The organism is Rothia sp. HMSC078H08, from assembly GCF_001808955.1.
Taxonomy (GTDB): domain Bacteria; phylum Actinomycetota; class Actinomycetes; order Actinomycetales; family Micrococcaceae; genus Rothia.
The window spans coordinates 77,251-103,402 of sequence record NZ_KV795254.1 but is presented as its reverse complement, the minus strand read 5'-3'; the positions used below and the strand labels follow the sequence as shown (position 1 = coordinate 103,402).

Sequence of the window (26,152 nt, the reverse complement as noted above, 5' to 3'; positions counted from 1 at the left end):
TTTTTCCCCCCCCCCCCCCCAAAAAACCCAGACATGTAAACCTTCAAACACGCGAGCGGCGACTCCTCCCCTACGGGAAGAGCCGCCGCCTATCTATACCGCGCATCTACGCGTGTCTATGCAGTGCCCCCACTGGGACTCGAACCCAGAACACAAGGATTTTAAGTCCTCTGTCTCTGCCAATTGGACTATGAGGGCGTATCCCGAACAGTTCGGGGCACAAACACCTATTATTCCACGAAAACGCACCCGAGCCTAAGCAGAAACACATTTCAAACGGCTCCTCACGCTCAGCCACAGCAATCACCACGCAAAAGCACTGGTGGGTGGCTAAACTGGGTAGCTAATGAGTTTCCGGGAACGCAAACGGGCGGTGCAGAAGACCGAAGTCTTCCACACCGCCCGTTACTTTATCTCAGGTGCACTATCTCAGGAAGATAGACCCCAAGTCAGGCTATTTTAGAGCTTTGCCTTCTGGCGTGCCGGTGCGGTACCGGTTGCTTCCTGGAATGCCAGGCGCGGGGAGCGCTGGTGGCGGATCGAGGAGGTGTCGCGACCGAAGATCTGGTTCAGAGCCCAGGTGGTCATAACGCGAACGGTGCGCTCGGTGGTGGGGATTGCAGAGCCGTGGTAGCCACGGTGCATGATCCATGCCAGCGGGCCGCCAATGGTCTTGCCCTTGAAGTTTGCAACGCCCTTCCACAGGCCCAGACCTGCCACAACACCAATGGTCTCGTGGTAGTAGTCGGTCAGGGGCTCGCCGCGGCGAGCAGCCAGCAGGTTCTTAGCCAGAACAACAGCCTGGCGGGAAGCGTGCTGAGCGTTGGGAACGCAGAAGCCGCCCACGCCGCCACCGGAGAGATCCGGAACAGCTGCGTTGTCGCCTGCAGCCCAAGCACCCTCAACCACGCCGTCGTCGCCGGTGACGCGCAGGTCTGCGCTCACGCGAACGCGGCCACGCTCGTCAATCGGGAAGTCGGTGTTCTTCAGCATCGGGGATGCTGCCACGCCTGCGGTCCAAATCAGGGTGTCGGTCTTGATCTCGCCTGCGGGGGACTTGTCAGCCATGTTAATCAGCTGCAGGTTACCATCGGTTGCGTCGGAGAGGGAGGTGTTCAGCAGGATTTCGATGCCGCGCGCACGCAGCTCTGCAACGACCTTCTCTGCACGGTCTGCGGGAACCTCGGGCATGATGCGCGGTGCAGCCTCAATCATGACGAAGTGCAGGTCGGAAACGGAAAGACGCTCGTTGCGCTCAACAGCAACGCGTGCCATGTCCTCGAGCTCGGAGATGGTCTCAACGCCAGCGAAGCCACCACCAACAATGACGAAGGTCAGGGCACGGCGACGTGCCTCAGCATCACTGAGCATGGATGCAACCTCAATGCGGTCCAGAACCCAGTTACGAACAGAAACTGCCTCTTCAATGGTCTTCAGACCGATAGCAACCTCTGCCAGACCCGGAATCGGGAATGCACGGGTCACAGCGCCTGCGCCGAGGACGATCTCGTCGTACTTCAGCTCGAAGGGCTCACCGTTGTCGGTGGGCTCCACAACAGCGGTGCGGTTTGCGTGGTCGATGGAGACAACACGGCCCGGAATCAGCTCGGTGTCGCGCAGGTGCTGGCGCAGCGGCACAGTTGCGTTACGGCCTTCCATGGAACCTGCTGCAACCTCGGGGAGGAAGGGCTGGTAAGTCATGTAGGGGTTCGGCTCAACGATGGTGACAACGCCACCGGTCTCCTTGATAGCCTTCTGAATCTTCTTAGCAACGGTGAAGCCGACGTAGCCGCCACCGACGATCAGGACGCGAGGACGGTCCTGTGCCACCTTAGTGAATGCCATTTTGTTACTTCCTAGTCTTTAGGTACCGAGGTTCGGTAGCCCCGGTAGGGTGGTATGCGTAACTTTCGGCTCGTTCCGAAAGCTCCCCTGACGAACAAAGCGGCCCGCTCTGGAAGTCCTTACGCAACGCGAAGTGGCTAGCAGCACGAGCCTGTCTATCACATACCTGTTATCTTCTATTTTACGCCTTTGTTTAGGTAATTTCGCACTTATGCCGTCTCAGGGCGCACCCTAAGTTAAAAGTTTTGCGCATCTGAACGGGGTTCACCCCTTAATGGTGGTTACGGTCAAAAACACCCTTTCCGATTTTTACGCGACGTGTTCGATATTTTCGTTTATTACTGCCTGTCCCGCCAGAACCCCCACCCCAAACAATAAAACCCGGGGCCAACTCAAAAGTCAGCCCCGGGCGAACATATAAAGCTTCCATGTAGGAGAAAAACACCAGCAAACAGTACTAACGAGAGGTCCGGCGAGCACTCTTCCGTGCAGCTTCTTGAGACTTCTTCGACACGCGGCGAGTACCCCGATGAGACCCCGGATGATGCGCCGCCGCACGAGCCATCCGCGTAGCCTGCCCCGCGCTCACATGCATCCTGTGCAAACGATGCACCGAACCAGCCGTAATAATCGTCAGCCACAACACCAGCGCCGCCAAAATCACCGGCGGCAACCAGCCACGATCCTCCGGAGGGCGACGCGCATCCGGCGCAGCCGCCTTCACAATGCTCTCACCCTCCTCATGGACCGGCGCAGCATCGCTAGGAGTCGGATCGCTCACCTGCTGCTTACGGTGCACAGCAATCCACTCAGAAATCGAACCCAACGGATTAGCCGTCACCGTAGGCGCCGCCAAAGCCATCGCATCCTGCGGATTGAAAATACCGTAACCATACAAAGGGTCACGGCCCGTCGCACCAGCATCATCAGCCGAAGCAATCAAACGCTGAGCCAGCTGAGCCGCAGACTCCTTCGGATACTTCTGCTTCAACAACGCCGCAACACCCGTCACCAGCGGGGCAGCAGCCGAAGAACCAGACCAAATCATGTACCCGTTACCCGGAGCAGCCGCAATCATATCCGTACTCGGAGCAACCACAGCAATCGAAATGCCCTGAGTCGACGACCCCTCAGCAACAGCCTTCTTCCGGTCAATACCGCCCACGGTCAGCACGCCAGGAATCGTCGCCGGAGCACCAACCTGCGTCAAGCCGCTACCGCGGTTACCCGCAGCCGCAACAATCAGCACGCCCTTCTGCTCAGCGTAGGCAAACGCCTCATCCCAGCTCTGCGGCCAGCTCGTCTTATTCGAGCCAATGGACATGTTAATAATCTGAGCCCCATTATCGACCGCGTAACGCACCGCCGCCGGGATCTGCTCATCAATACTCTTACCACCGGTCGTACCCATATTCAGCGAAATCGGCAGAATCTTCGCCTCGGGAGCCACACCAATCACACCGGTCGGCCTACCCGGCTGACCCGCAATCGCAGAATAGCCCTGCGTATCGTGACCGTGACCGGCAATCAGAGAAGCGACCTCCGTACCGTGCATCGGCTCAGCACCCAGGCCCTTCCAGCCGTCCTCGCTACCCACGCCCGAGGCGTCATAACCACGCAGAACATTACCCTCAAGATCCGGGTGAGTACCATCCACGCCCGTATCAATCACAGCAACCGTCACGCCCTTACCCGTAGCCTGCGACCACAAGGACGTAATACCGTACTCCTTCAGCCAATACTCACGCTGACGAACATCATCACCATTCGTAGTCGACGTGCCCTTACTCGGAGTCGCAGAAGTCTTCGGCACCGCAGTAGCCGACGGCGAAGGAGTCGCCGTCACCTCCCGCTTCGGGCTCGGGGAAGCAGAAGGGGTCGGGTCCGTCGCCCAAGCGGCAGGCGCCAGCGGAGTCCACAACGGCAGAAGAGTCAACGCGGCACTGGCACCCAAAGCTGCACCTTTACGGATGCGGCGAGTAGCGCCTCGGTCAGAACCAACCGAAGCGCACACACCAAATACACGAGACGCACAGGCGAAAGACGGCGCAACAGACCAGCCGGTCAGGGGTATACCTCGCCGACGCTCAGAATGGAACATTAAAACTCCTCAAGCTGAGCCGCGCCGTGAACCACCATCGGTTCACGGCGCGAGCGCTCAAGCCTACAGCTGGGACAGAGCGATACCGTCCAGAATGTCATGCTCGCTGACGGTCACCGAATCCACGGCACCATCAGTCATCTCATTCAGACGGGTCAGGATACGGGCGTAAATCGTCGCGCCGGCACCAATCACATCCACCCGACCGGGGTGCATGTAGCCGAGCTCCTCACGCTCAGTACGGCTCAGCGAAGCCAACCAGCGGGCAGTCTTCTGAACGGTCTCTACGGAGAAGCTTTGAGCGTTAATAGCCTCAGAATCGTAGCGGTCCAGACCCAGCGCAGCGGCAGCCACAGTGGTCGCGGTGCCAGCCACAGCCACCACACGGCGTGCATCCTGCAGGGGCACAGTCTTACGAGCCACCTCGAGAGCCTCGTCAGTATCAGCCTCAACACGGGCAATCTGCGAGTCAGTCGACGGGGCGCTCATCATGTGACGCTCAGTCAGACGCACACAACCAATATTGACGCTGCGGGAAGCCTTCACACCCGACTCGTCACCGAGCACGAACTCAGTCGAACCGCCACCCAGGTCGAACACCAGGGTATCGCCATCACCGTAACCGACAGCGCGCACCGCACCAGCAAAGGACAGAGCAGCTTCCTCATCACCGCTGATAACCTCGGGCTCAATACCCAAAATCTCGCGGATACCGTCCACAAACACCTGACGGTTACCCGCATCGCGAGTCGCACTGGTCGCCACAAAACGTACCGAATCAGCGCCGTGCTCCTTCAGCAACTGCGCGTACTCACGAGCCGCAGCGAAAGTACGGTCCAGCGCCTCCTGCGCCAGCCAGCCGGTCGCGTCCACACCCTGACCCAGACGCACAATGCGCATCTCACGCACAACGTCCTTCAGGACGGTCTTCTCGACCCCGTCCACCACCTCAGTAGTGGAATCAGCAATCAGCAGGCGAATAGAGTTCGTACCGCAGTCAATCGCTCCAACGCGCACGGTGGGTTCCTTTCAGGTCTTCAATACCAATCAGTGCCAAAGGCAACGCGAGCGCCGCAGGCGAAAAATTTTCGCTTTTCGGCGCTCTTTCTTCTATCTATTATGCGCCCGCACCGTCCTTCAAGACGATGCGGGCGCACCAGAATCAATATTTAGGCTTCTTCACGCCACGCGGGGTCGCAGGAGCAGACCTCGGGGGTCCACCACTCGGCGATAGCGTCCAGGCCGCGGTCACCCATCGGGTTCACGCCGCGACCCACCGACAGAGTGTGGCCGATAACAGCGTGCAGGCACTTCACGCGGGTCGGCATACCGCCGGCAGAGATACCGTCAATCTCCGGGACCTCTTCGGTGCCGCTGATCAGGCGGATGCGCTCACGCTCAGCCAGGTAGTTCTCGTGTGCGGCAGCGTACTGTGCCGCCAAGTCGGCGTCCTCAGCCAGCGAGTCGGTCATCTCGTACATCAGGCCGCCCGCCTCCAGGCGGGAAGCCGCAGCGGTAATCACCGGATGCGCCAGGTAGAAAACGGTCGGGAAGGGGGTGCCGTTGCTCAGGCGCGGCGCGGTAGCAGCCACGAGCGGGTTACCGCACACGCAGCGTGCCGGAATCTCAATCACGTCGCGGACCTTACGGCCCAGCTGCGCGGAGAGAACGCGGATGTCCTGCTCGGTGGGGGTCAGGGTTTCAACAGTTACGCCGAAGCCGCCGGGGGTGCGTGCCTTCAGCTCTTCAATGGTGTTTTCGGTGCTCATAATCCTAAGTTTCTGGAACGAGGGGTCACCTCGTCCGCTTATGCCGGGTGCTTGCCAGGGCGGGGGTTCCTGCCGGCAGCTGGGGCTAGTTCTTCTCGAGAGAATTCCAAACCTTCGTGGTCCAGGCTTCCTCGGGGGCGTTCTTCGCATTCGCAGAAGTACCGTCCGCCTTCGTGGAGTCCTCGGTAATGCCGGTGACCACGTAGGGGGTGTCGCCGGGGTTCACATAGTAGAGGCGGCTACGTGCCTGCTGGCGAACGTAGTTGTCGTCGTTCCACCAGGTCTGCTCCGCCTTCAGCTGGGCGTTCTCCTGTTGCAACTGGGAAATGTGCGCGTTGATCTGCTTAATTTCCCGATCCTGGTCAATGTAGGTGACCACCGGGTATGCGGTACCGAGCGCAATCACGCCCACCACAACAGTAGTCAGGAAGCTACGACCGGAGAACATATGAGCCGCCACGGGGGCGTCGTATCCGCCTTCTTCACTGCCCTGCTGGGCTGCGGCGCGGCGGCGGGCGCGCTCCTCACGGCGAGCCTGCGCCTGACGTTCACGCTCGGGGTGGCGCTGGTTCAAGCCCACGCCGAAGAAAAGGGCACTAGCCTTTTTCATCAGGGAGGTGCGAGCTTCCTTCGCGGCGCCACGCGGCGCATTGGAGGAGGCAGCTCCCTGAGCGGGTGCAGTGGAACTCGTAGAGTGCGACCGGGTCTGCTGGTTTGCTCGCTGGCTCATTGCTCTATCCCTCGTTCCGTTCTGTGCCGCTAAACGCTTCCTTCATATTCTACCGGGTTCGGAGGGCTTCCCCAGCTCTATGTTGCAAGCGATACATTCTACCCTGCCACGGCATACCTGAGCTGATAGATCGCGCACAGAGAAGGAGGCGGTGCCACTCCCCTACGGGGTAGCACCGCCTCCTTGACGTCTAACCGCTCACGCGGTCGGATGCTTCAGTAACTTATGCCTTGAAGCGGGGGAATGCGGACTTGCCAGCGTAAACAGCTGCCTCGCCCAGCTCTTCCTCGATGCGCAGCAGCTGGTTGTACTTAGCAACGCGCTCGGAACGTGCGGGAGCACCGGTCTTTATCTGGCCAGCGTTGGTTGCAACAGCCAGGTCAGCGATGGTGACGTCCTCGGTCTCACCGGAACGGTGAGAAACCATGCAACGGTACTCGTGGCGCTGTGCCAGCTCCATTGCGTCGAGGGTCTCGGTCAGCGAACCAATCTGGTTCACCTTCACGAGCAGAGCGTTAGCTGCGCCCTCTTCGATACCGCGAGCCAGGCGCTCGGGGTTGGTCACGAACAGGTCGTCACCGACAATCTGGACCTTGTCACCAATCTGCTCGGTCAGGGTCTTGTAGCCCTCCCAGTCGTTCTCATCCAGGGGATCCTCAATGGAAACCAGGGGGTACTTTGCAACGAGGTCAGCGTAGTATGCGCTCATCTCAGCTGCGGACTTCTTCTGGCCCTCGAACTCGTATGCGCCGTCGTTGTAGAACTCGGAGGATGCAACGTCCAGTGCCAGTGCAACCTGCTCGCCCGGCTTGTAGCCAGCCTTCTCGATTGCCTCAACGATCAGGTCCAGTGCAGCTGCGTTGGACTCCAGGTTGGGTGCGAAACCACCCTCGTCGCCCAGGCCGGTTGCCAGGCCGCGGTCGTGCAGCACGGACTTCAGGGAGTGGTAAACCTCAACACCTGCGCGCAGAGCGTCAGAGTAGTTGTCGAAGCCGATGGGAGCAATCATGAACTCCTGGATGTCAACGTTGGAGTCTGCGTGAGAACCACCGTTGAGGATGTTCATCATGGGGACGGGCAGAACGTGAGCGTTCGGGCCGCCGAGGTACTTGTACAGGGGCAGGTCAGCGGACTCAGCAGCTGCCTTAGCAACAGCCAGGGAGACACCCAGGATTGCGTTTGCGCCCAGCTTGCCCTTGTTGTTGGTTGCATCCAGAGCAATCATGGCTGCGTCAACAGCGCGCTGGTCGGAAGCCTCAATGCCGATGACCTCTTCAGCGATTTCTTCGATAACAGACTTCACTGCGCCCAGAACACCCTTGCCCAGGTATACGGACTTGTCGCCATCGCGGCGCTCAACAGCTTCCCACTCACCGGTGGATGCGCCCGAGGGCACAGCTGCGCGTGCGAAAGCACCGTCTTCGAGCAGAACCTCAACCTCAACGGTCGGGTTGCCACGGGAATCCAGGATCTGGCGTGCGTGAACTGCGGTAATAACAGCCATGAATTGTTCTCCTTATGAGATGTCAAGGATGTGAACGGCTCACCCGGTAGTGGACAAGTCGCGTCCCCTAAATTCTAGCAAAACTCCCACACAAACACACTAGTTGCCACCGCTTTTTTATTGCCTTATTGAAGGTCTAAATAACCCTTAGTCAGGCGCTACAAAGCGGAACAAGACCCACACTCCCCCACATTGGGAGGGTGTGGGTACTCGACCAAAGCACAACATGAGCCCAAATGCCGGGGCATGTGCCACGAGCATCCTCACGGCCGCCCAACACAACCCCAAACAAACAGAAGGCGCTTTGAAACCTCTTATTCCCTCAGAGAACAGATTTCAAAGCGCCTCACAGAAGAACTCAACCAGCGTGTCTAATAGCTCGGCTCATCATGCGTATGCTGAGCAATGTAACGGCGAGTGTACGAACGCAGGGCACGCTCCGGATCCAAACCATTACGCTGTGCGCGGCTCACCAACGCAAAGAGCAGCTCACCGAATTCCTCTTCAGTGTGCATATAGCGCAGGTCGTCCTCCATGCTCGTGGGCTCCGGCGGCAGGATAATACCCGCCTTACGTGCCTTCACAGCAGTCTTCTCAGCCATAGCGAGCGCCGGTAGATGCGGCGGAATACCGTCCAGCGCGCCACGGTCACTCTTCTCCTTCTTCTTCAACGCATCCCACGCCGCCTGCTGCTCAGCCGCGGTGCGGGGCGCCTCCGAAGAGCCCTCAGACTCAGCCGCAAACACGTCCGGGTGACGCGAACGAAGCTTCTGCACCAGGCCCTCAACCACCTGCACAATGTCGAAGCCCTGCGGGTTTGCCGCAGCAATATCGGAATGGAACACCACCTGCAGCAGCACGTCGCCCAGCTCCTCACGCAGCAGCGGCATATTCGGCTCGCCGCCGGTTTCTACCGCCTCGACAACCTCGTAGGCTTCCTCCACTAGGTAGCGGATGAGGGAGGCGTGAGTCTGCTCAGCATCCCACGGGCAACCGCCCGGTGCACGCAACAGCGCCATGGTTTCCACCAGGGTGCCAAAGGCTTCAGCCGCGCGGGCGGCAGTGTCATGAACATTCTGCGCCGCAGAAGCCTCAGGAGTATTAGGGGTATCAGTCATAACAATCTTCCTCATCGAAAAAAGGACAAACGTAGCGCGCCGCGCCGACCCCCACACGGGGAGCCGGCGCGGCGAACCTTACAAGGTTTTAGAGGTTCCAGTGCGAAAGCGCGCTCGTCATATGAGCCGGGATCTTCGAACCCAGACGCGGGAACATACGCAGCTCCTCAACGTAACGCTCAGCATCCAGCGGACGCGGGTAGGTGACAAACGCCTGCTCATTCGCATAATCGAATGCCGCCTGGACCGGTACGCCCGGGGTGAAGGTCAGGCTCATAGCCAGCGGCGAGCCCTCGCCCTCGCTGTACGAGTCGGTCTTCAGCGCCGGAATGTCCAACATGGTTTCGGGAATCAGCTCGAAGGTACGGACCTGCTCCCAGAAGCCGTTGCGGCGCACGTGGGTCAGGGCGTCGTAGTAGGAACCGAGGGCACGTACACGAATCAGCACGGTAGTGGCGTCCTTTGCCGTGCCGTTCTCGCCGAAGAGGTGCTCGACGACCGGAGCCAGGCGCTGAGCGACCTGAGCCTCCGTCAGAACCAGGTTGCCGGCTGCCAGCTGAGTCTCCGAGGGAACCAGCGGGCTTTGCACCGCGGCGGAGGGGATGTCCGGCTCAGCCACGATGGTGGGCAGCTGGTTGAGCTCGCTCAGCGCGGATGCCGAGATGCTGGAAGAGATACCTGCCGGGGTGCTCTCCGGCAGGGCAACCGAGGTGGTCGCCGCAGCGGGTGCCGCCTCTGCAACCGGTGCTGCAGGGGTAACCTGAGCGGTAGCTTCGGAGGCGGGTGCAACCGCTGCGGGAGCCTCAGCAATCTTGGCTTCGGGGGTCACCTCAACGGTCTTGAGCTCAGCGGCCTTCTCGGCGGGCTCTTCCTGAACGCCGGTAGCCTTCGCAGCGGCACCGGCGGTGCCCACTGCGGCAGCTGCGGCAAGAGCACCAGCCAGGCCGGGTGCCACAGATGCGCTCTCAGCGGCAGGCTCAACGTCTACGAGGGCAGGTTCCTCGGCGGGCGCTTCAGCGGAAGCGGCGGAGGTTTCCTTCTCGGGCAGCAGTTCAGAGTCGTCCAAGAACGCGGGCAGGGCGGGTTCTTCGGAGCTCTCTGCGACCGGCTCTTCTGCAGCTTCTTCAACGGGCTGGGTGCGGTCCAGGGTGAAGGACTCTGCGACCACGGGAGCGGCAGCCTTCTGCTCCTCGACAGCCGAAACTTCCTCAGCAGGTGCTTCCTCAGCGTCCAGCTTCTTCTGAGCGTTGGCAACGATGGCTGCCAGGGCGGCTTCCATATCTTCGCCGGGCTCATCAGAGTCCTCGGCGGATACCTCGGTTGCCTCAGCGGCGGACTCTTCAGCCTGCTCAGTTTCGGGTTCTACGGTAGCCGCGCCGAAAACAGGGTCATTCTCGTAGTCGTACTCGAACTCAGCTTCAACCGGCGCAAACTCAGTCTGGTCAGGCTGGACAGGCTCGTCGGAAGCTTCAACAGTTTCCTCTACGTCTTCCTTCTCCTGCGCAGAAGCAACAGAACCAGCCACTGCAGTACCAGCAGCGGCAAGACCTGCAGCAGTCAGCAGACCCGCGGAGGCGCCCTCTTCAGCAGTCTCAACTACAGGCTCTTCAGAAGCTGCGGCAGCTGCCTCAGCCTCGTTCGCAGCCTGCTTCTCGGCGAGTTCCGCCTCAAGCTCACGCTCAATAGCTTCACGTTCAGCCTCAATCGGGTCAACACTCTGAACAGCAGCTTCCTGAGGCTCATCCTGCGAGGTAGCCTCAGCGGCCTCAGCGGTCGCAACGGGCTTAGCCTCAACGGCGGCACCTTCCAGCAGGAAGCTCTCGCTAATAGTCTGACCGTCCACAGCGCCCAGGTACGATGCGTGAACCTCCAGACCGTCACCCAGGCGCGGCTTCAAAGAGACAGCCGCACGGTTCCAGGTTGCGCCGACCTGCTGAGCCTCGGTGTACAGTGCCGCAACGGGTGCGAACCAGTCAACGCCGGGCACGACAATGCCGGTTTCAACCTCACGGCCGCGGTGCAGCAGACGGTAGTGCATATCCTCATCAACCTGGCGCAGTTCCAGGCTCATGGTGCCCGAACCGCGGGTGCGCATGAGCTCCGCGAGGCCGTGGAGAGCGCGCTGCTCGGGGAGAGCGGGCAGGGTTGCCGCACCCTCAACGGGCGCGCTCAGGATGATGGATTCAGCAACCAGTTCAGCCTCGTCTTCGCTGAGCTTCTGCTCAGTGTCCTTCAGCTCAGCAACGGGCTCATCAGCGGACTCTTCACGAGCAGCAGACTTGCGCTTCTCTGCTTCCTTCTTATCGATGCCCTCTGCGGTCAGCGCGACGCTCTGAGAGGTACCCTTTTCGGTCTTCTCCTCAGCCTTATCAGCCTTTGCGGCGGAGGCAACAGCAGCGGCAGCAGCCACGGGTGCAGCAACAGCGGCAAGAGCAGGAGCTACAGAGGAGCTCTCGACGGGCTCGTCGTCCTCAGAACCGGAGCCTTCAGCCGCGGAGTCCTCAATCTTGGTAGCAGGCTCTTCCGTAGCGGTTTCTTCCGCGGTGCTGTCCTCAACAGCGCTTTCTTCAACAGCGGAAGTGTCAAAGATCAGCTCTGCGGTGTTCTCTTCTTCAGCGTCGAAGTCCTCAGCCTCGAGCGATTCAGAGACGGACGCTTCGTGCTTCTCCTCAACGGATACAGCGGAGAGCAGCTCGGTCTCGTCAGAGACCGCGTCTTCTTCCTCAGTAAGTTCAGATGCCAGCAGTTCAGGTGCCTCAACGACAGCCTCAATCGGCTCTTCCTCACCAGCGGCAACAGGCTCTGCAACCTCTTCTACGCCTGCGGTAAGGTCAATGGTCTCCTCGGATTCGAAGTCTTCAGTAGCATCAGCAACAGGTGCGGGTGCCTCAGTGTCTTCAGCAGCTTCAGTGGACTCGGGTGCCTCAGTGTCATCAGCAGATTCAGCGGACTCTGCTTCCTCAGCAACTACCTCATCAGCGGGAGCTTCTTCAGCGATTACCTCATCGGAGGCGACCTCGCCGAAAGTCTCCTCTTCGCTATCGAGGGTGATGCCCAGGCGAGCAGCGTAGGCTGCCGCCAGGTCGTCCAGGCCGGCGTTCTGTGCCTCGGTGACAGCGGCGCGGGTGCGGGCAGTCTTCAGGTCTTCTGCGGTCAGGGAGTCTTCAGCACCTGCAGATACGTCCTCAGCGGCAGATGCAGAATGAGCGTTCTCAGACTTGTTCTCAGTAGCTTCTACAACAGCCTCGACAACCTCGGGCTCTTCGCTACCTTCTGCCTCGTCTGCAGTCTCCTCAGCGACCTCAGCGGCAGTATCTTCGACATTCTGGGCACGCAGAGCACGCAGGTGCTCTTCAAACTGGGAACGTGCATCCGCTGCGACGTCCTTAGGCTCCTGCGCCTCGATAGATGCGTCCTCAGCTTCGGACTCTTCATCATCGCGCAGGAACGCGGGGGTAGCGGGCTGAGCAGCCTCAGCAACCGGGGCGACTTCTTCTTTAACGTCCTGGTCCTCAGCAGCCTGCTCGACCTCAACAGGCTCCTCAGATTCCTGCGGGAAAGCACCAAGCGCAGCCAGCAGGCTACGACGCTCCTGCTCCTCCGCCTGTTCCTCGGTCAGCTCCTCAGCAGCGGAAGATTCTTCAACCTTCTCATCGCCGTGCAGGAGGGCACGCTTGAGATCCTCAACAGCGCGGTGCTCTTCATTCTGCTCTTCGTCGTGGTTCTGGTGGCGTGCGCTTTCAGACTTCACGAAGCGGCGCAGGGAGTCCTCCCACTGCTGCTGTTCCATAATCTTTTCGCTCAGTCGCGCGCTCTTAGGAGCGTCTTCGCTTGCCTGTTCTTTCTGAGCCTTAGCGGTTTCGGCGCTCTGTTCTTCGCGCGACTGTTCATCCAACTTCTTCTTGCCGATTCCAAAGAAGCTCATTGGGTGTCCTCCTCCGGCGTGCGCCGTGTGATGGTGCGCCATCTCCTTCAACCCCCGCAGGTGTGTGGGCACGGAGTCGGGAACATGACGCAGATGTCCTCATAATCCTTTTAATTCTATCGTGTGCATAGAGTTTCACCCCGCTACTCGGTGAGAGGTAACGGGGTGAAACTTGTACAGTTTTCAAGGCTTGATGCGGCTATATAGTCGTACTTTCAAGCCTGACTTATAAGCTTTCGAGAAGCTCTTTAGCGTGCCTCATCGCGGATGGGGTTCGCAGCCTTCGCAGCCTTCGCCAGTTCAAAGCGGACGGCGCGCAAGGCGGTTGCCGCCATGACGCGCACACCAATGCCGATTGCCTGCTCGCTCGGGGCGTAATCGCCCTGATGCAGATCATAGGTGGGGTCGCCGGGGGCACGGGTACCCAGGCGGAACATGGAACCGGGAACTTCCTGCAGCATCCACGCGAAGTCTTCGCCACCCATGGACTGCTCGACCAGCACGATGGAGTCCTCGCCCAGCTCGGCGCGGGCTGCGTTCTCGAGCATGGTGGTTTCCAGGTCGGTGTTCACGACCGGGGGCACTCCGCGGATGTGCTCCACACGCGCGGTCACGCCGAAGGGTACGGCAACCTGCTCGATGACTTCATCCAGCATGTTGCCTGCCTGACGCCAAACCTCAACATCCAGGCAACGCATGGTGCCCGCCAGGTAGCCCTCGGCGGGAATAGCGTTGGGAGCAACACCAGCACTGACCTGGCCCCAGGCGACCAGCACGCCCGAACGCACGTCGGTACGGCGGGTCAAGACTGCGGGAACCTGCACAGCAATCTGGCTCATGGCGTAGATGAGGTCCTCGGTCAGGTGCGGGCGGGAAGTATGGCCGCCGTGACCGCTCAGATGAATCTTGATGGTGTCAGATGCGCTGGTAATCGCGCCGATGCGGGTACCAATCTGACCCAGGTCCACCTTCGGGTCGCAGTGCAGGGCAAAAGCACGCGGAATGTCCTTGAGCAGACCCTGAGCAATCATCTGCACGGCACCGCCGGGAAGCTGCTCCTCAGCGGGCTGGAAGAGAATGCGGACGCTACGGCCCAGCGGGGTCTTCTCGTTCAGCTCGTGCAGTGCCAGCGCCACACCGAGCATGACGGTCTGGTGAATATCGTGACCGCAGGCGTGCATCACGCCGGGCACGGTAGAAGCATAGGGCAGGTCGGTCTGCTCAACAATGGGCAGAGCGTCAATATCGGCGCGCAGAGCCACAGCGAAGGGGCCGCTCCCGATATCTACGTAGCAGCCGGTACCTTCGCAAGCAACGGGGTTCATGCCGGCTTCTCGCAGTCGATTCATGAGGCGCTCAGTGGTCACCACCTCGCGGAAAGAAAGCTCCGGGTTGGCGTGCACTTCGCGGCGGAACTGCACGAGGGTACCCATCATGCGCTCCACCCAGTCATCGAAGACGGGGGTGGACAAATCGTAGCGAGAATTAGCAAAAACCATACACAGTAGAATAACGCCGCTCGCCGGGGTTTACCTACCCGTTCCCTCTTTCTGACAGCCCTCGAGAATATCTATGACTTTATGACAGATTGTGAAGAGTTTTTGTGCGCGCCCGAGCCCCCGAAAATGCTCTGCCCCATCATTTCCCTCAGCCCTTTTCTGTCAAACAATTCAAGCCGCCACCCGGTGTGGGTGACGGCTTGAATCGTCAATGCTGTATCAGCTGATACCGCGTACTCAGATTAGAGCGAGCGGCTCAGGATTGCCTGCTTCACCTCGGCAATAGCCTTGGTGATCTGGATGCCACGGGGGCAAGCCTCGGTGCAGTTGAAGGTGGTACGGCAACGCCATACGCCTTCCTTGTCGTTGAGGATCTCCAGACGCAGGTCGCCTGCATCATCGCGCGAGTCGAAGATGAAGCGGTGTGCGTTCACGATAGCGGAGGGGCCGAAGTACTGACCGTCGGTCCAGAAGACCGGGCAGGACGAGGTACATGCTGCACAGAGGATGCACTTGGTGGTGTCATCGAAACGTGCACGGTCCTCAATGGTCTGCAGGCGCTCACGCTCAGGCTCGTTCGAGTCGTTGATGAAGAACGGCATGATTTCGCGGTATGCCTGGAAGAAGGGCTCCATGTCAACAATGAGGTCCTTCTCGCAGGGCAGACCCTTGATGGGCTCAACGGTAATCGGCTTGGACAGGTCAAGGTCCTTCAGCAGGGTCTTGCAAGCCAGGCGGTTACGGCCGTTGATGCGCATTGCGTCCGAGCCACAGATGCCGTGTGCGCAGGAGCGGCGGAAGGAGACGGAGCCGTCTACTTCCCACTTGATCTTGTGCAGAGCATCCAGCACGCGGTCGGTGCGGTACATGGTCAGCGGGAATTCATCCCAGTACGCCTCGGAGGAAACTTCCGGGTTGTAGCGACGAATCTTGATGACCACATCGTACGTGGGGATGGAGTCGGAGTCGCCGCCGGTCATACCCTCAAACAGCTTGACGGATTCCGGTTCGGGGAGTTCGTTTTCAGCCATTTTAGTACTTACGCTCCTTCGGCTCGTAGCGGGTGTAGACAACGGGCTTGGTTTCGAATCGCAGGCCCTTGACACCCTCAAACTCGGATTCGGGGTCGAGGTAGACCATCGAGTGCTTCATGAAGTTGACATCGTCACGCTTGGGGAAGTCCTCGCGGTAGTGACCACCACGGGATTCCTTACGGTGCAGCGCGCCAACGGACATGACCTTTGCCAGCTCAATCAGGAAGCCAAGCTCAACAGCCTCAAGCAGGTCGAGGTTGAAGCGCTTGCCCTTGTCCTGGATGGAGATGTTCTTGTAACGCTCTTCCAATTCAGCGATGGTTGCCAGTGCTGCGCGGATGGTCTCGTCGGTACGGAACACCTGCATGTCAGCTTCCATAGCCTTCTGCAGGTCTGCGCGGATAGCGCCGACCTTCTCGGTGCCCTTGCCTTCGAGGATGCCGTTGAGCATGTTGAGAACGCGATCTGCTGCGTCGTCCGGAACCGGTACGAACTCAGCGGATGCTGCGTACTCTGCTGCCTTGCGGCCTGCACGCTTACCGAACACGTTGATGTCCAGCAGGGAGTTGGTGCCCAGACGGTTTGCACCGTGGACGGACACACAAGCAACCTCACCAGCTGCGTAGAGGCCGGGGATGGTCTCTTCGCTGTTGTGGTAGACCTCGGTCTCGTTGTTGGTGGGGATACCGCCCATTGCGTAGTGCGCGGTGGGGAACACCGGGATGGGCTGGTGGTGCGGTTCCACTGCCAGGTAGGTACGAGCGAACTCGGTGATGTCCGGCAGCTTCTCGTCGATGTGCGAGGGCTCCAGGTGGGTCAGGTCCAGCAGCACGTAGTCCTTGTGGGGACCGCAGCCGCGGCCTTCGCGCACCTCGTTTGCCATTGCACGTGCCACGATATCGCGGGGTGCGAGGTCCTTAATGGTGGGTGCGTAGCGCTCCATGAAGCGCTCACCGTCAGCGTTACGGAGAATACCGCCTTCACCACGAGCACCCTCGGTGACGAGAATGCCCAGGCCAGCCAGGCCGGTCGGGTGGAACTGAACGAATTCCATGTCCTCCAGGGGCAGGCCTGCACGCAGTGCGATAGCCATGCCGTCACCGGTGAGGGTGTGTGCGTTGGAGGTGGTCTTGAAGATCTTGCCACAACCGCCGGATGCGAAAATCACGGACTTAGCCTGGAAGACGTGGACCTCGCCGGTTGCCAGGTCGTAGGAGACGACGCCTGCGGGGCGGGGCTTGCCCTCTTCGTCCTTGACCAGGATCAGGTCGAGAACGTAGAACTCGTTGTAGAACTCCACATTGTGGCGAACGCAGTTCTGGTAGAGGGTCTGCAGAATCATGTGGCCGGTACGGTCAGCTGCGTAGCACGCGCGGCGCACAGCAGCCTTACCGTGGTCACGGGTGTGACCGCCGAAGCGGCGCTGGTCAATGCGGCCTTCGGGGGTTCGGTTGAAGGGAAGGCCCATCTTTTCCAGGTCGAGCACAGCGTCAATAGCTTCCTTAGCCATGATTTCTGCTGCGTCCTGGTCAACCAGGTAGTCGCCACCCTTGACGGTGTCAAAGGTGTGCCACTCCCAGTTGTCCTCTTCAACGTTAGCCAGAGCGGCGCACATGCCACCCTGTGCTGCGCCGGTGTGGGAGCGGGTGGGGTATAGCTTGGTCAGTACCGCGGTGCGAACTCGCTGGCCGGCCTCAATGGCGGCACGCATACCTGCGCCACCGGCACCGACGATCACTACATCGTACTTATGTACCTGCATGATGTTCTTTCTGTGTTTTAGATGTTTTCGTTTGTCTCGGATACGTCGCCGTTAGCGTGCCGAGCAGAAGCTGGGAAGCAGATTAGCCGCTGCGCCCGAGGGGCAGGGGTCGAATGCGAAGATGGTGAGGGTACCAACCAGCAGGACGAATGCGCATGCTGCGAAGAGGATGACCTTCAGCCAAATACGCAGGCGGTCCTTCTCAGCGTAGTCATCGATGATGACGCGGATACCGTTAGCACCGTGCAGCATAGCCAGCCAGAGCAGCAGCAGATCCCAGACCTGCCAGAAGGGGTTCGCCCACTTGCCGCCCACGAAGCCGAAGTCGATGGCGTGGATGCCGTCGCCGACCATGAGGTTGGAGAACAGGTGACCGAAAATCAGCACGACGAGTACAACGCCGGACAGGCGCATACCCAGCCAAGCGAACATCTCAAAGTTGTTGCGCTTGGAGGAGGAGCGGTTGTACTTCACACCGTCGATGCGGTTGTCACGCAGACGGGGTACATAGGTGCGGGACTTAAGCGGAGTAGCCATAGTTTAGTGACCTCCCATGTGCGAGAAAACGATCGGCAGGTGACGTGCGGCAAAGCCAGCAACGGTGATTGCCCAGAGGAAAAGCACAACCCAGAGAATCTTGATGTGCATGTAGGTTGCCTTCTGGCTGATTTCGACGTTGCCATCCTTGTTCTTCGCCTGGATGTGCTCCACGTGCGAGTTGGTTGCCTTACCCCAGAAGTCAATGAGGATAATGCGAATACCGTTGAACGCGTGGTAGACGATGGCGGCGACAAGGGCGGTCTCGCCCAGGCCCATGATGGGGTTCTTGTACAGGCTCAGTACACCGTTGTAGGCCTCCGGGGAGATACGCACGACGGCAGTATCCAGGATGTGTACAAGAAGGAAGAAGAAAATCGCGATACCGGTAATGCGATGAGCAACCCAGGACCACATGCCCCAGCGGCCGCGGTAGAGGGTTCCTTTAGAACCATTCAACACTGAATAACCTCCTGCTGCGACGGCGAGCGTCTGGGTTCTGGTACCGCATTTTTAGGCTCCAGCTTCCAGGCACAGCTGTGTGCTCACCGACTGCTTTTTGTTCGTCTGTTACTTCCAAGATATCAGGTAAATTCACAGCTTACTGACACCCTGTTTAGGGTTTTTTTACAGGTTCTAAAAGGGAATTAGAGCATGTTTTTATTGCGATATCGCCTACTTCCCTGTGTTTGTGCGGGACTTACCTTAACCTAACCTCAAACATCGCCTAAATGAGAGCCATCTGACACTTTTTGTTTAAACCCTAAAAGAATTCGATATATGACAAATTGACCCGCTATTCTTGAAGCGATGAATACTGCACTCACTCGATTCCGCCCGCTTATTCCCGCCGGCGGTGTTGGCTCGCGTTTGTGGCCTCTATCCCGCGCGCACGCCCCGAAGTTCCTGCTCGACCTCACCTCGTCGGGCAATTCCTTGTTGCGTGACACCTACGACCGTCTCATCGATCTCAGCAATGGTTCCGTCATGGTGGTTACCGGTACTTCGCACGCCAATGCGGTCACCCAGCAGATTCCTGAACTGCGTGCCGCTGACCTGGTACTGGAGCCCTCCCCCAAGGATTCGGCTGCAGCTATCGGCCTGGCTTGCGCTATCATCCACCGCCGCGAACCGGACGCCATCATTGGCTCCTTCGCAGCTGACCACGTGATCAGCCCCGTGGATGAATTCCACCGTGTGGTGACCGAAGCTGTCATCACCGCGGCAACCGGCAAGATTGTCACCATCGGTATTACCCCCACCGAGCCCTCCAGCGCGTTTGGCTACATCCACGCCAGCGAGTCCCTGGGTATTGAGGACGCCCCCAACGCTCAGGCTGTGGACACCTTCGTGGAGAAGCCCGATGCCGCTACCGCACAGAAGTACCTGGACTCCGGTGAGTACACCTGGAACGCAGGCATGTTCGTGGCACCGGCGGCTCTGATGCTCAAGCACCTCGAGGCGAACGAGCCCGAGCTGTACGCGGGCATCATGGAAATTGCTAACGCTTGGGACACCCCCGAGCGTGAGGCTGTTATGGACCGCGTCTGGGAGACCCTGCCCAAGACCGCTATCGACTACGCTGTGGCTGAGCCCGCTGCGGCAGCGGGCGACGTTGCAATGGTTCCCGGTTCCTTCAGCTGGGACGATGTGGGAGACTTCGACGCTGTGGCACGCCTGAACACCGAGAAGAGCGGCGAAGAGCTGACCATTCTCGGCGAGAAGGATAACGTTATCAACCACGGGTGTTCCGGCATTATTGTCGCGAATACCGACCGCAAGATCTCTATCCTTGGCCTCGACGATATCGTTGTGGTGGACACCCCCGACGCCCTGTTGGTCGCTCCGCGCTCCAAGGCACAGGCTGTCAAGGATGCAGTGGGTGAGGTCAAGGCGCGAGGCCTGAACAACCTCCTCTAAGTTTTTAGCCCTAAATGTTTAGCTCCGAGTAGGCGCTTGAACCCTACTCGAGCAAAAGACACCTCTAGAAACCGGCTCTCTTCTTTTCGGAAGGGAGCCGGTTTTTTATGCCCTGATGAGCCATTTCGCGAGTCGATTCAAGGCTTTCACCTAGTGGGGGCACAACAGGACACTTCCTTCGGCTGGGCAGGGGCAGAATACCTTACACACCCCGCGCAGATTGCACTTCCAGACTCTGATACGAGCCAAGGATCAACCACTATAGAGAACCATTCTCATGTTAATCTTGGTACATGCACATGACCCGTAAGTTTTTCCTCACCCGTGCCGGCGCACTCGGCGCAGTAGCCGCACTCGCCCTGACCGCATGCGGCTCCCAGACCACCCAGAACGCCCAGACCAGCCCCAGCGCCTCCACCTCCGCGAGCGCAACCCCCGCCCCTATCACCGAAGGCAAGGGCGCGGCAAGCCGCGTCGCCATCACCTACGACGGCGGCGTGCTCGTTTACGACGCCAAGGACATGAAGCTGCTCGCAGACATCCCCAAGGAAGGCTTCCTGCGCCTCTCCGACGCTGGCGATAACCGCCACCTCGTCGTTGCAGACGGCAACAGCTACACCTTCCTGGACACCGGCGTATGGTCCGTAGCGCACGGCGACCACTCGCACTACTACACCACTTCCCCGTCGCTGTCCTCGCTGTCTCTTGCAGCTGACCACACCGGTCACGTCATCAAGGACAACGGCAAGGTCGCGGCATTCGCCGACGGCACCGGCTCCTTCGCCGTGTACGACCCGGCGAAGCTGACCCACGACAAGCGCACCGCCTCCTCCCTGGAGACCACCACCGTCACCCTGCCGAAGCCTCACCACGGCTTCGCAATCCCGCTGCCCAATGACCAGTACCTGGTAGCGGTCGGCGACTCGAAGACCCGCACCGGCGCCGCTGTTGTGGATGCGCAGGGCAAGACCGTCACAGAGAGCCCCGCCTGCCCCGGCGTTCACGGTGAAGCCATCGCTAAGGACGGCGCGTTCTCCATCGGCTGCACCGACGGCGCGCTGGTCTACAAGGACGGCAAGTTCACCAAGATCACCAACCCCGAGGACCCGTACTCGCGCTCGGGTAACCAGGCCGGTAAGGCTGACTCCCAGTACGTTCTGGCGGACTACAAGACCGACAAGGACGCTAAGCTGGAGCGCCCCGAGAAGTTCTCCATTATCGACACCGTTGCGGCAACTCGCACCGTCTACTCCCTGCCTTCTGGCGTGAGCTACACCTTCCGTTCGCTGGCTCGCGGTCCCCAGGGTGAGGCGCTGCTGCTGACCACCGACGGTAAGCTGCGCGTCTTCGATCCGGCAACCGGCACTGAGCTGGGATCCGTACAGCTAATGGAGGCGTGGACCGAGTCTGAGACGTGGCAGGATGAGCGTCCGGCACTGTGGGTGGACGGTAAGACCGCCTACGTGACCGACCCGGCGACCAAGAAGCTCATTGCGGTATCTCTGTCGAACCCGGCAGCGCCGAAGGAGCTGATGAGCGTGGAGCTTCCGAAGACCCCGAACGAGATTCTGGGTGTCTCTTCCTCGAACGCTGCACCGGTTGAGGCTGAGGCACACGGCGCTGAAGCGCACGGCTCTGCTTCCTCCTCGGCTTCCGCTGATGCGCACGAGTCTGGCGAGGCTCACGAGGGCCACTCCCACTAGGGATCTCACGCTGAGATAAACCTAGTGAAAGCATAAAGAGAGATGCGACCGATAACCTATCGGTCGCATCTCTCTTTATGTTTTCCAGGTTGATACGCCTGCTCCTAACGCAACGGCAGAACCGTCATCTCTTCCCAGTCCTGCCCGTCATAGGAGTAGCAGTGTAGGTGATCCACGGTGAAGGTGCGCTGCTCGGCGGGCAGAGCATCAAACACCTCACGGGCGTTCGCCACCTGCTCTTCCGTGAGCCCGTGACCCAGGGTCACGTGCGGCACATAGGGGAAGGACGCCGCGCCGGCACCGAATAGCTCAACCAGCTTCTGGTGAATCTGCTCGAACTCGGCCCTACCCGCCTCCAGGTTCAGGTACTCCACCTCGGTGACCGGGCGGAAGGAGTGTACCGAACCCCAGCGCGCCTCAAAACGCGGCGTGTCCAGCGCCTCGCGGAACTGCGGGGAGTGCACCTCAGCCATTAGAGACTCGTTCAGCTCCGTCAGGTACACGGTCACGTGGGTGCTGATAGGCGCCACCGCACCACCGGCTACCGCGCGCTTCCACTCTTCCAGGCGCTGAACATTCTCACCGCTCACGTGCGCAATAACGCTCAGGTAGCGGCGACCGGGTTTCAGGGTCGGGGATACAGGAGCCGTCGTGGGGCTCGAAGAGTTCTCTTGTGCTGTCATCTCAATCGTGCAGGTAATGCGGCGTCTCAGCCGGGCAGGCTGAACAGCGCGCTAGATTGCGGCGGCAGGCAGGAAGCCAACCTTCTTGTACACGTTCTCAATGGTGACGGTAGCGATCTCGCGGGCAGCGGATGCGCCCACAGCCAGCAGGCGGTCCAGCTCGGCGGGGTCGTCCATCAGCTCGAGGGTACGCTCACGCACCGGGGTGAGGCGCTCCACCACAATATCGGCAAGGTCGACCTTCAGGTGGCCGTACATCTTGCCCTCGTAGCGTGCCACGATCTCGTCGATGCTCTCGCCGGTCATTGCCGAGTAGATGGAGAGCAGGTTGGAGACGCCGGGCTTAGCCTCGCGGTCGTAGGCGATGACGGAGCCGTCATCGGTCACGGCGGACTTAATCTTCTTCTGGGTGACCTTGGGGGTGTCCAGAAGCTTGATTAGGCCCTTATCGGATGCCGCAGACTTGGACATCTTCGAGGTCGGGTCCTGCAGGTCGTAAATCTTAGCGGTTTCCTTCAGAATCACCGGATCGGGCACCACAAAGGTCTCACCAAAGCGGGAGTTGAAGCGCTGAGCCAGGTTACGGGTCAGCTCCAGGTGCTGACGCTGATCCTCGCCCACGGGCACGCCGTCCACCTGGTAGAGCAGGATGTCGGCAGCCATCAGAATCGGGTAGGTGAACAGGCCCACGGAGGCGTTCTCGGCGCCCTGCTTCTGGGACTTGTCCTTGAACTGGGTCATACGGGAGGCCTCGCCGAAGCCGGTGAAGCAGTTCAGAACCCACGCCAGCTGGGCGTGCTCGGGCACGTGCGACTGCACGAACAGCGGGGTGCGGGTCGGGTCAATGCCGGAGGCGATATACTGCGCCGCGGTCAGGCGGGTACGCTCACGCAGCTCCTCGGGGTTCTGAGGAACGGTGATGGCGTGCATATCCGGGATAAAGAACAGACATTCGTTATTCGGGTCGTCCTGCAACGCCACCCAGTTGTTCACGGCGCCAATGTAGTTACCCAGGTGCATCGAATCAGCCGACGGCTGCGCACCCGAGTAGATACGTGCCTTCTGCTGAGAGGCGTTAGGGATGAGGGACTTATCCTGCTTCTTTTCGTCTGCCATAGTTATTTCCTGTGCAGTTCTTCCTGTGCGGTGCTGCGGACGGTGCAGCACATCTTCAAAAACTTATCTGTAGGTGGGTCCGCGTCTTACTCACCGATGCGGTAGTCAACCACGAGCGGCGCATGATCGCTGAAACGCTCATCGTAGCTTGCCGCGCGGTCCACGACCGCCTCCACGGCGCTTTCGGCGAGCGCCGGGGTCGCCATGTGGTAGTCGATACGCCAGCCTGCGTCATTATCGAACGCCTTACCGCGGTAAGACCACCAGGTGTAGGGGCCGGGCACCTGACCCGCCAGCTCACGAGCCACATCGCGGTAGCCGATATCGCCGAAGAAGCGGTCAAAGTAGGCGCGTTCCTCCGGCAGGAAGCCGGCACGCTTCTGGTTAGCCTTCCAGTTCTTAATGTCCAGCTCGGTGTGGCCCACGTTCAAATCGCCCACGATGAGCACGTGGTCCGAGTGCTTTGCCAGTTCAGGCATGCGCACCAGCATGCGCTCCAGGAAGCGGTACTTATCGTCCTGCTTCTGGGTGCCGACCTCACCGGAGTGAACGTAGGCGCTGACCACGGTCAGGGTCTTACCGTTGGGCAGAACGTAGTCCGCCTCAACCCAGCGGCCCGAATCGTCAAAGTACTCTTCGCCAATATTCGAGCGGGTCGCCACCGGCTGATTCTCCAGGACTTCACCGGCCGAGTTCGGGGTGCGGCGGGTCGCCACCAGTACACCGGCGCGGCCCTTCGCGGCAGCCTCCGCGTGCAGAATATGCCACTGGGATTCGTCCAGCAGCTCACGCACGATAGCGTCGGGGGCGCGCACCTCCTGCAGGCAGAGAATGTCGATGTCACGGCTCGCCAACCACGCCGCCATATCCTTCTTGTAGGCGGCTCGGATACCGTTCACATTCACGCTCGCCACGCGAAGCAGACCGCTCGGGCGCGGTGCAGGGGTGTTAGAAAAATGCATAGTCTTAATTATGCCAGTTTGAAGGAAGAGAAATTTTCACTCGTGCGCGTTTTTTCTCTGGCTGAACGGTAAACTATTGGGTGATGAATTCACACTCCTCACAGACCACCGACCACGGTACCCCCTCACATTCTGCGGGCACCTCCGCCTCCGAAAGTACCGCTCACAACACTGAGAGCCGCTACGAGCTACCCCCGATTCCCGGCCCGAAGTACGAGCAGGTCATCCACTACATTGAGCAGCGCTACATTATTCCCGGCAAGCCCGGCGATAAGCTGCCCACCGAACGTATGATTCAGCAGAACTTTGGGGTGAGCCGCCAGACGGTTCGTAGCGCCCTGAAGGTCCTGATTGAACGCGGCCTGCTCTACAACGTGCAGGGCTCCGGCACCTACGTTGCCGAGCGCACCGACGCCACCTACATTCCGCGCGTGGACACCTTCGTTGACGATATGCGCCGCCGCGGTTTTGAGGGCTCCACCCGCATGATTGCGACCCGCTGGGTGGACGCCACCGAAGAGATTTCCACCCACCTATCCGTGCCGGTGGGTGAGCAGGTGCTGTTCGTGCGTCGTCTGCGTCTTGCCAACCACGAAGTCATCGGCTTTGAGCGTTCCTACTTTGTCAAGGCCGCCGCAAGCAGCATCCTGGACGCCATGATGGCGGAGATGTCCGGTGCGATGAGCTCGCTAGACCAGCTTGCCGACACCCCCAACGCGATTAAGCACGCCCGCGTACGCACCAGCGCGGCGCTCTTCACCGACGCCGACGCCGAGGCGTTCAACCACCAGGTTCCCGTGGGCGAGGCGGCGTTCAAGGTCTGCGCGACCGGCTACACCGAAGAAGGTAGCCCCGTAGAGTACGCAGAGACCCTGTACCTTGCCGATGCCTACTTCTACGAGATGATTCTCTAGCATCTGCCTTTTCTTGTGATGACAGTGTGAAGGGCGGTGCCCCGGTAGATTGTTCTACCGGGGCACCGCCCTTTTGAGTTATCAGCCCTGAAATGTTGCGAGCCTTACGCCGCCTGACGCTCCGCAGTCTCAACCACGTTCACCAGCAGCTCCGCGCGGGTCATCGGGCCCACACCGCCGGGGTTCGGGGAAACCCAGGACGCCTTCTGCGCAGCCTCCGGGGAGACATCGCCGAATAGCTTCTTCTTGCCGGTCTCCGGGTCCTCAGCACGGGAAACACCAACGTCCAGCAGGATTGCGCCGTCCTTGACCTGGTGAGCCTTCAGCACGTGCGGAACACCCACAGCGGCAACAATGACGTCAGCCTCGCGCAGCACCTCGTCCAGGTTCTCGGTACCGGTGTGCGCCAGGGTTGCGGTTGCGTTCACCTCGCGGCGGGTCAGCAGCAGACCCAGCGGGCGGCCCACGGTAATGCCGCGGCCGAGCACCACAACGTTCTTGCCGTTCCAGTCGATGCCGTGGCGCTTGACCAGCTCAATGACACCGTTGGGGGTGCAGGGCAGTGGGGAGTCCAGCGGCTCAGAAACGTTCAGCACGAGCTTGCCGAGGTTGGTCGGGTGCAGGCCGTCAGCGTCCTTCTCGGGGGCGATGCGCTCCAGCACGCGGTTGGTGTCCAGGTGCTTGGGCAGGGGCAGCTGCACAATGTAGCTGGTGCACGCCGGGTCGTTGTTCAGCTTGTCGATCTCTGCGTCGAGCTCTTCCTGAGTGATGTCACCGGGCAGGTCCACACGGATGGAGTTAATACCGATCTCTGCGCAGTCGCGGTGCTTAGCGCCCACGTACGAGCGGGATGCGGGGTCGTCACCGACCAGCACGGTACCCAGGCCGGGGGTAATACCCTTAGCCTTGAGCGCCTCGACGCGCTCCTTCAGCTCTTCCTTGATGGCTGCGGCGGTTGCGTTACCGTCTAGAATCTGGGGCATTGTTTTTCCTTCCATAGATTGCGGCGGGTTCGCCGAAACGAATGGTC

Annotated in this window: 20 protein-coding genes and 1 tRNA gene; 3 read left to right on the top strand and 18 right to left on the bottom strand. The window is 60.1% G+C overall.

What is annotated here, in order from left to right; genetic code table 11:
• Window positions 1-124 precede the first annotated feature (124 nt).
• The 14 genes from HMPREF2528_RS04025 to sdhC form a co-directional block, all read right to left on the bottom strand.
• Window positions 125-198, bottom strand: a tRNA-Leu gene (locus tag HMPREF2528_RS04025).
• Window positions 199-459: 261 nt separating this feature from the next.
• Window positions 460-1,845 carry an NAD(P)/FAD-dependent oxidoreductase gene (locus HMPREF2528_RS04020; RefSeq protein WP_005506850.1) on the bottom strand — a complete coding sequence of 462 codons (1,386 nt, stop codon included), beginning with the start codon at window positions 1,843-1,845 and terminating at the stop codon, window positions 460-462.
• A 457-nt stretch (window positions 1,846-2,302) separates the two neighbouring features.
• Window positions 2,303-3,946 carry a S8 family peptidase gene (locus tag HMPREF2528_RS04015; RefSeq protein ID WP_070542611.1) on the bottom strand — a complete coding sequence of 548 codons (1,644 nt, stop codon included), beginning with the start codon at window positions 3,944-3,946 and terminating at the stop codon, window positions 2,303-2,305.
• Window positions 3,947-4,009: 63 nt separating this feature from the next.
• The gene (locus HMPREF2528_RS04010; RefSeq protein WP_005508954.1) at window positions 4,010-4,963 is read right to left on the bottom strand and encodes a Ppx/GppA phosphatase family protein; all 954 of its coding nucleotides are present in this window, start codon (window positions 4,961-4,963) and stop codon (window positions 4,010-4,012) included.
• A gap of 152 nt (window positions 4,964-5,115) precedes the next feature.
• Complete coding sequence (locus HMPREF2528_RS04005; RefSeq protein WP_049341514.1) at window positions 5,116-5,715, bottom strand: DUF501 domain-containing protein; 600 nt, start codon at window positions 5,713-5,715, stop codon at window positions 5,116-5,118.
• An 85-nt stretch (window positions 5,716-5,800) separates the two neighbouring features.
• Window positions 5,801-6,445: a septum formation initiator family protein gene (locus HMPREF2528_RS04000; RefSeq protein WP_070542608.1), complete on the bottom strand. Its 645-nt coding sequence runs from the start codon at window positions 6,443-6,445 to the stop codon at window positions 5,801-5,803.
• Between the two features lie 223 nt (window positions 6,446-6,668).
• The gene (eno, locus tag HMPREF2528_RS03995; protein WP_005506838.1) at window positions 6,669-7,949 is read right to left on the bottom strand and encodes a phosphopyruvate hydratase; all 1,281 of its coding nucleotides are present in this window, start codon (window positions 7,947-7,949) and stop codon (window positions 6,669-6,671) included.
• A gap of 371 nt (window positions 7,950-8,320) precedes the next feature.
• The gene (locus HMPREF2528_RS03990; RefSeq protein ID WP_070542604.1) at window positions 8,321-9,067 is read right to left on the bottom strand and encodes a nucleoside triphosphate pyrophosphohydrolase; all 747 of its coding nucleotides are present in this window, start codon (window positions 9,065-9,067) and stop codon (window positions 8,321-8,323) included.
• 88 nt (window positions 9,068-9,155) lie between these two features.
• Window positions 9,156-12,992 (bottom strand): ornithinee aminotransferase, encoded by a 3,837-nt coding sequence (locus tag HMPREF2528_RS03985; RefSeq protein WP_070542601.1) that lies wholly within the window; start codon window positions 12,990-12,992, stop codon window positions 9,156-9,158.
• Window positions 12,993-13,240: 248 nt separating this feature from the next.
• The gene (locus HMPREF2528_RS03980) at window positions 13,241-14,491 is read right to left on the bottom strand and encodes an amidohydrolase (RefSeq protein ID WP_070542598.1); all 1,251 of its coding nucleotides are present in this window, start codon (window positions 14,489-14,491) and stop codon (window positions 13,241-13,243) included.
• 242 nt (window positions 14,492-14,733) lie between these two features.
• The gene (locus tag HMPREF2528_RS03975) at window positions 14,734-15,522 is read right to left on the bottom strand and encodes a succinate dehydrogenase iron-sulfur subunit (RefSeq protein WP_005506828.1); all 789 of its coding nucleotides are present in this window, start codon (window positions 15,520-15,522) and stop codon (window positions 14,734-14,736) included.
• A 1-nt stretch (window position 15,523) separates the two neighbouring features.
• Complete coding sequence (sdhA, locus tag HMPREF2528_RS03970; protein WP_070542594.1) at window positions 15,524-17,287, bottom strand: succinate dehydrogenase flavoprotein subunit; 1,764 nt, start codon at window positions 17,285-17,287, stop codon at window positions 15,524-15,526.
• 51 nt (window positions 17,288-17,338) lie between these two features.
• The gene (locus HMPREF2528_RS03965) at window positions 17,339-17,824 is read right to left on the bottom strand and encodes a succinate dehydrogenase hydrophobic membrane anchor subunit (RefSeq protein ID WP_070542591.1); all 486 of its coding nucleotides are present in this window, start codon (window positions 17,822-17,824) and stop codon (window positions 17,339-17,341) included.
• 3 nt (window positions 17,825-17,827) lie between these two features.
• Entirely contained in the window at window positions 17,828-18,286 is a 459-nt protein-coding gene (gene sdhC, locus HMPREF2528_RS03960; protein ID WP_005508964.1) for a succinate dehydrogenase, cytochrome b556 subunit, read from the bottom strand.
• A 348-nt stretch (window positions 18,287-18,634) separates the two neighbouring features.
• Here sdhC and HMPREF2528_RS03955 point away from each other — a divergent pair, with 348 nt between their 5' ends.
• Window positions 18,635-19,744: a mannose-1-phosphate guanylyltransferase gene (locus tag HMPREF2528_RS03955; protein WP_012904083.1), complete on the top strand. Its 1,110-nt coding sequence runs from the start codon at window positions 18,635-18,637 to the stop codon at window positions 19,742-19,744.
• Between the two features lie 299 nt (window positions 19,745-20,043).
• A complete protein-coding gene (locus HMPREF2528_RS03950) occupies window positions 20,044-21,447 on the top strand; it encodes a hypothetical protein (RefSeq protein WP_246823875.1) in 1,404 nt (467 codons plus the stop codon).
• A 104-nt stretch (window positions 21,448-21,551) separates the two neighbouring features.
• On the opposite strand, the gene HMPREF2528_RS03945 is transcribed toward HMPREF2528_RS03950, so the two are convergent.
• From HMPREF2528_RS03945 to HMPREF2528_RS03935, 3 genes are all read right to left on the bottom strand, one after another.
• Window positions 21,552-22,130, bottom strand: a complete 579-nt coding sequence (locus tag HMPREF2528_RS03945) for a 2'-5' RNA ligase family protein (protein WP_049359268.1) — start codon at window positions 22,128-22,130, stop codon at window positions 21,552-21,554.
• A 51-nt stretch (window positions 22,131-22,181) separates the two neighbouring features.
• Window positions 22,182-23,246, bottom strand: coding sequence for a tryptophan--tRNA ligase (gene trpS / locus HMPREF2528_RS03940; RefSeq protein WP_070542584.1), 1,065 nt, complete (start codon window positions 23,244-23,246; stop codon window positions 22,182-22,184).
• Window positions 23,247-23,332: 86 nt separating this feature from the next.
• The gene (locus HMPREF2528_RS03935; protein WP_005506814.1) at window positions 23,333-24,208 is read right to left on the bottom strand and encodes an exodeoxyribonuclease III; all 876 of its coding nucleotides are present in this window, start codon (window positions 24,206-24,208) and stop codon (window positions 23,333-23,335) included.
• A gap of 80 nt (window positions 24,209-24,288) precedes the next feature.
• Here HMPREF2528_RS03935 and HMPREF2528_RS03930 point away from each other — a divergent pair, with 80 nt between their 5' ends.
• Complete coding sequence (locus HMPREF2528_RS03930) at window positions 24,289-25,122, top strand: GntR family transcriptional regulator (RefSeq protein ID WP_070542580.1); 834 nt, start codon at window positions 24,289-24,291, stop codon at window positions 25,120-25,122.
• Window positions 25,123-25,226: 104 nt separating this feature from the next.
• Here HMPREF2528_RS03930 and HMPREF2528_RS03925 read toward each other — a convergent pair whose 3' ends face one another.
• A complete protein-coding gene (locus tag HMPREF2528_RS03925; protein ID WP_005508973.1) occupies window positions 25,227-26,105 on the bottom strand; it encodes a bifunctional methylenetetrahydrofolate dehydrogenase/methenyltetrahydrofolate cyclohydrolase in 879 nt (292 codons plus the stop codon).
• Between the last annotated feature and the right edge of the window lie 47 nt (window positions 26,106-26,152).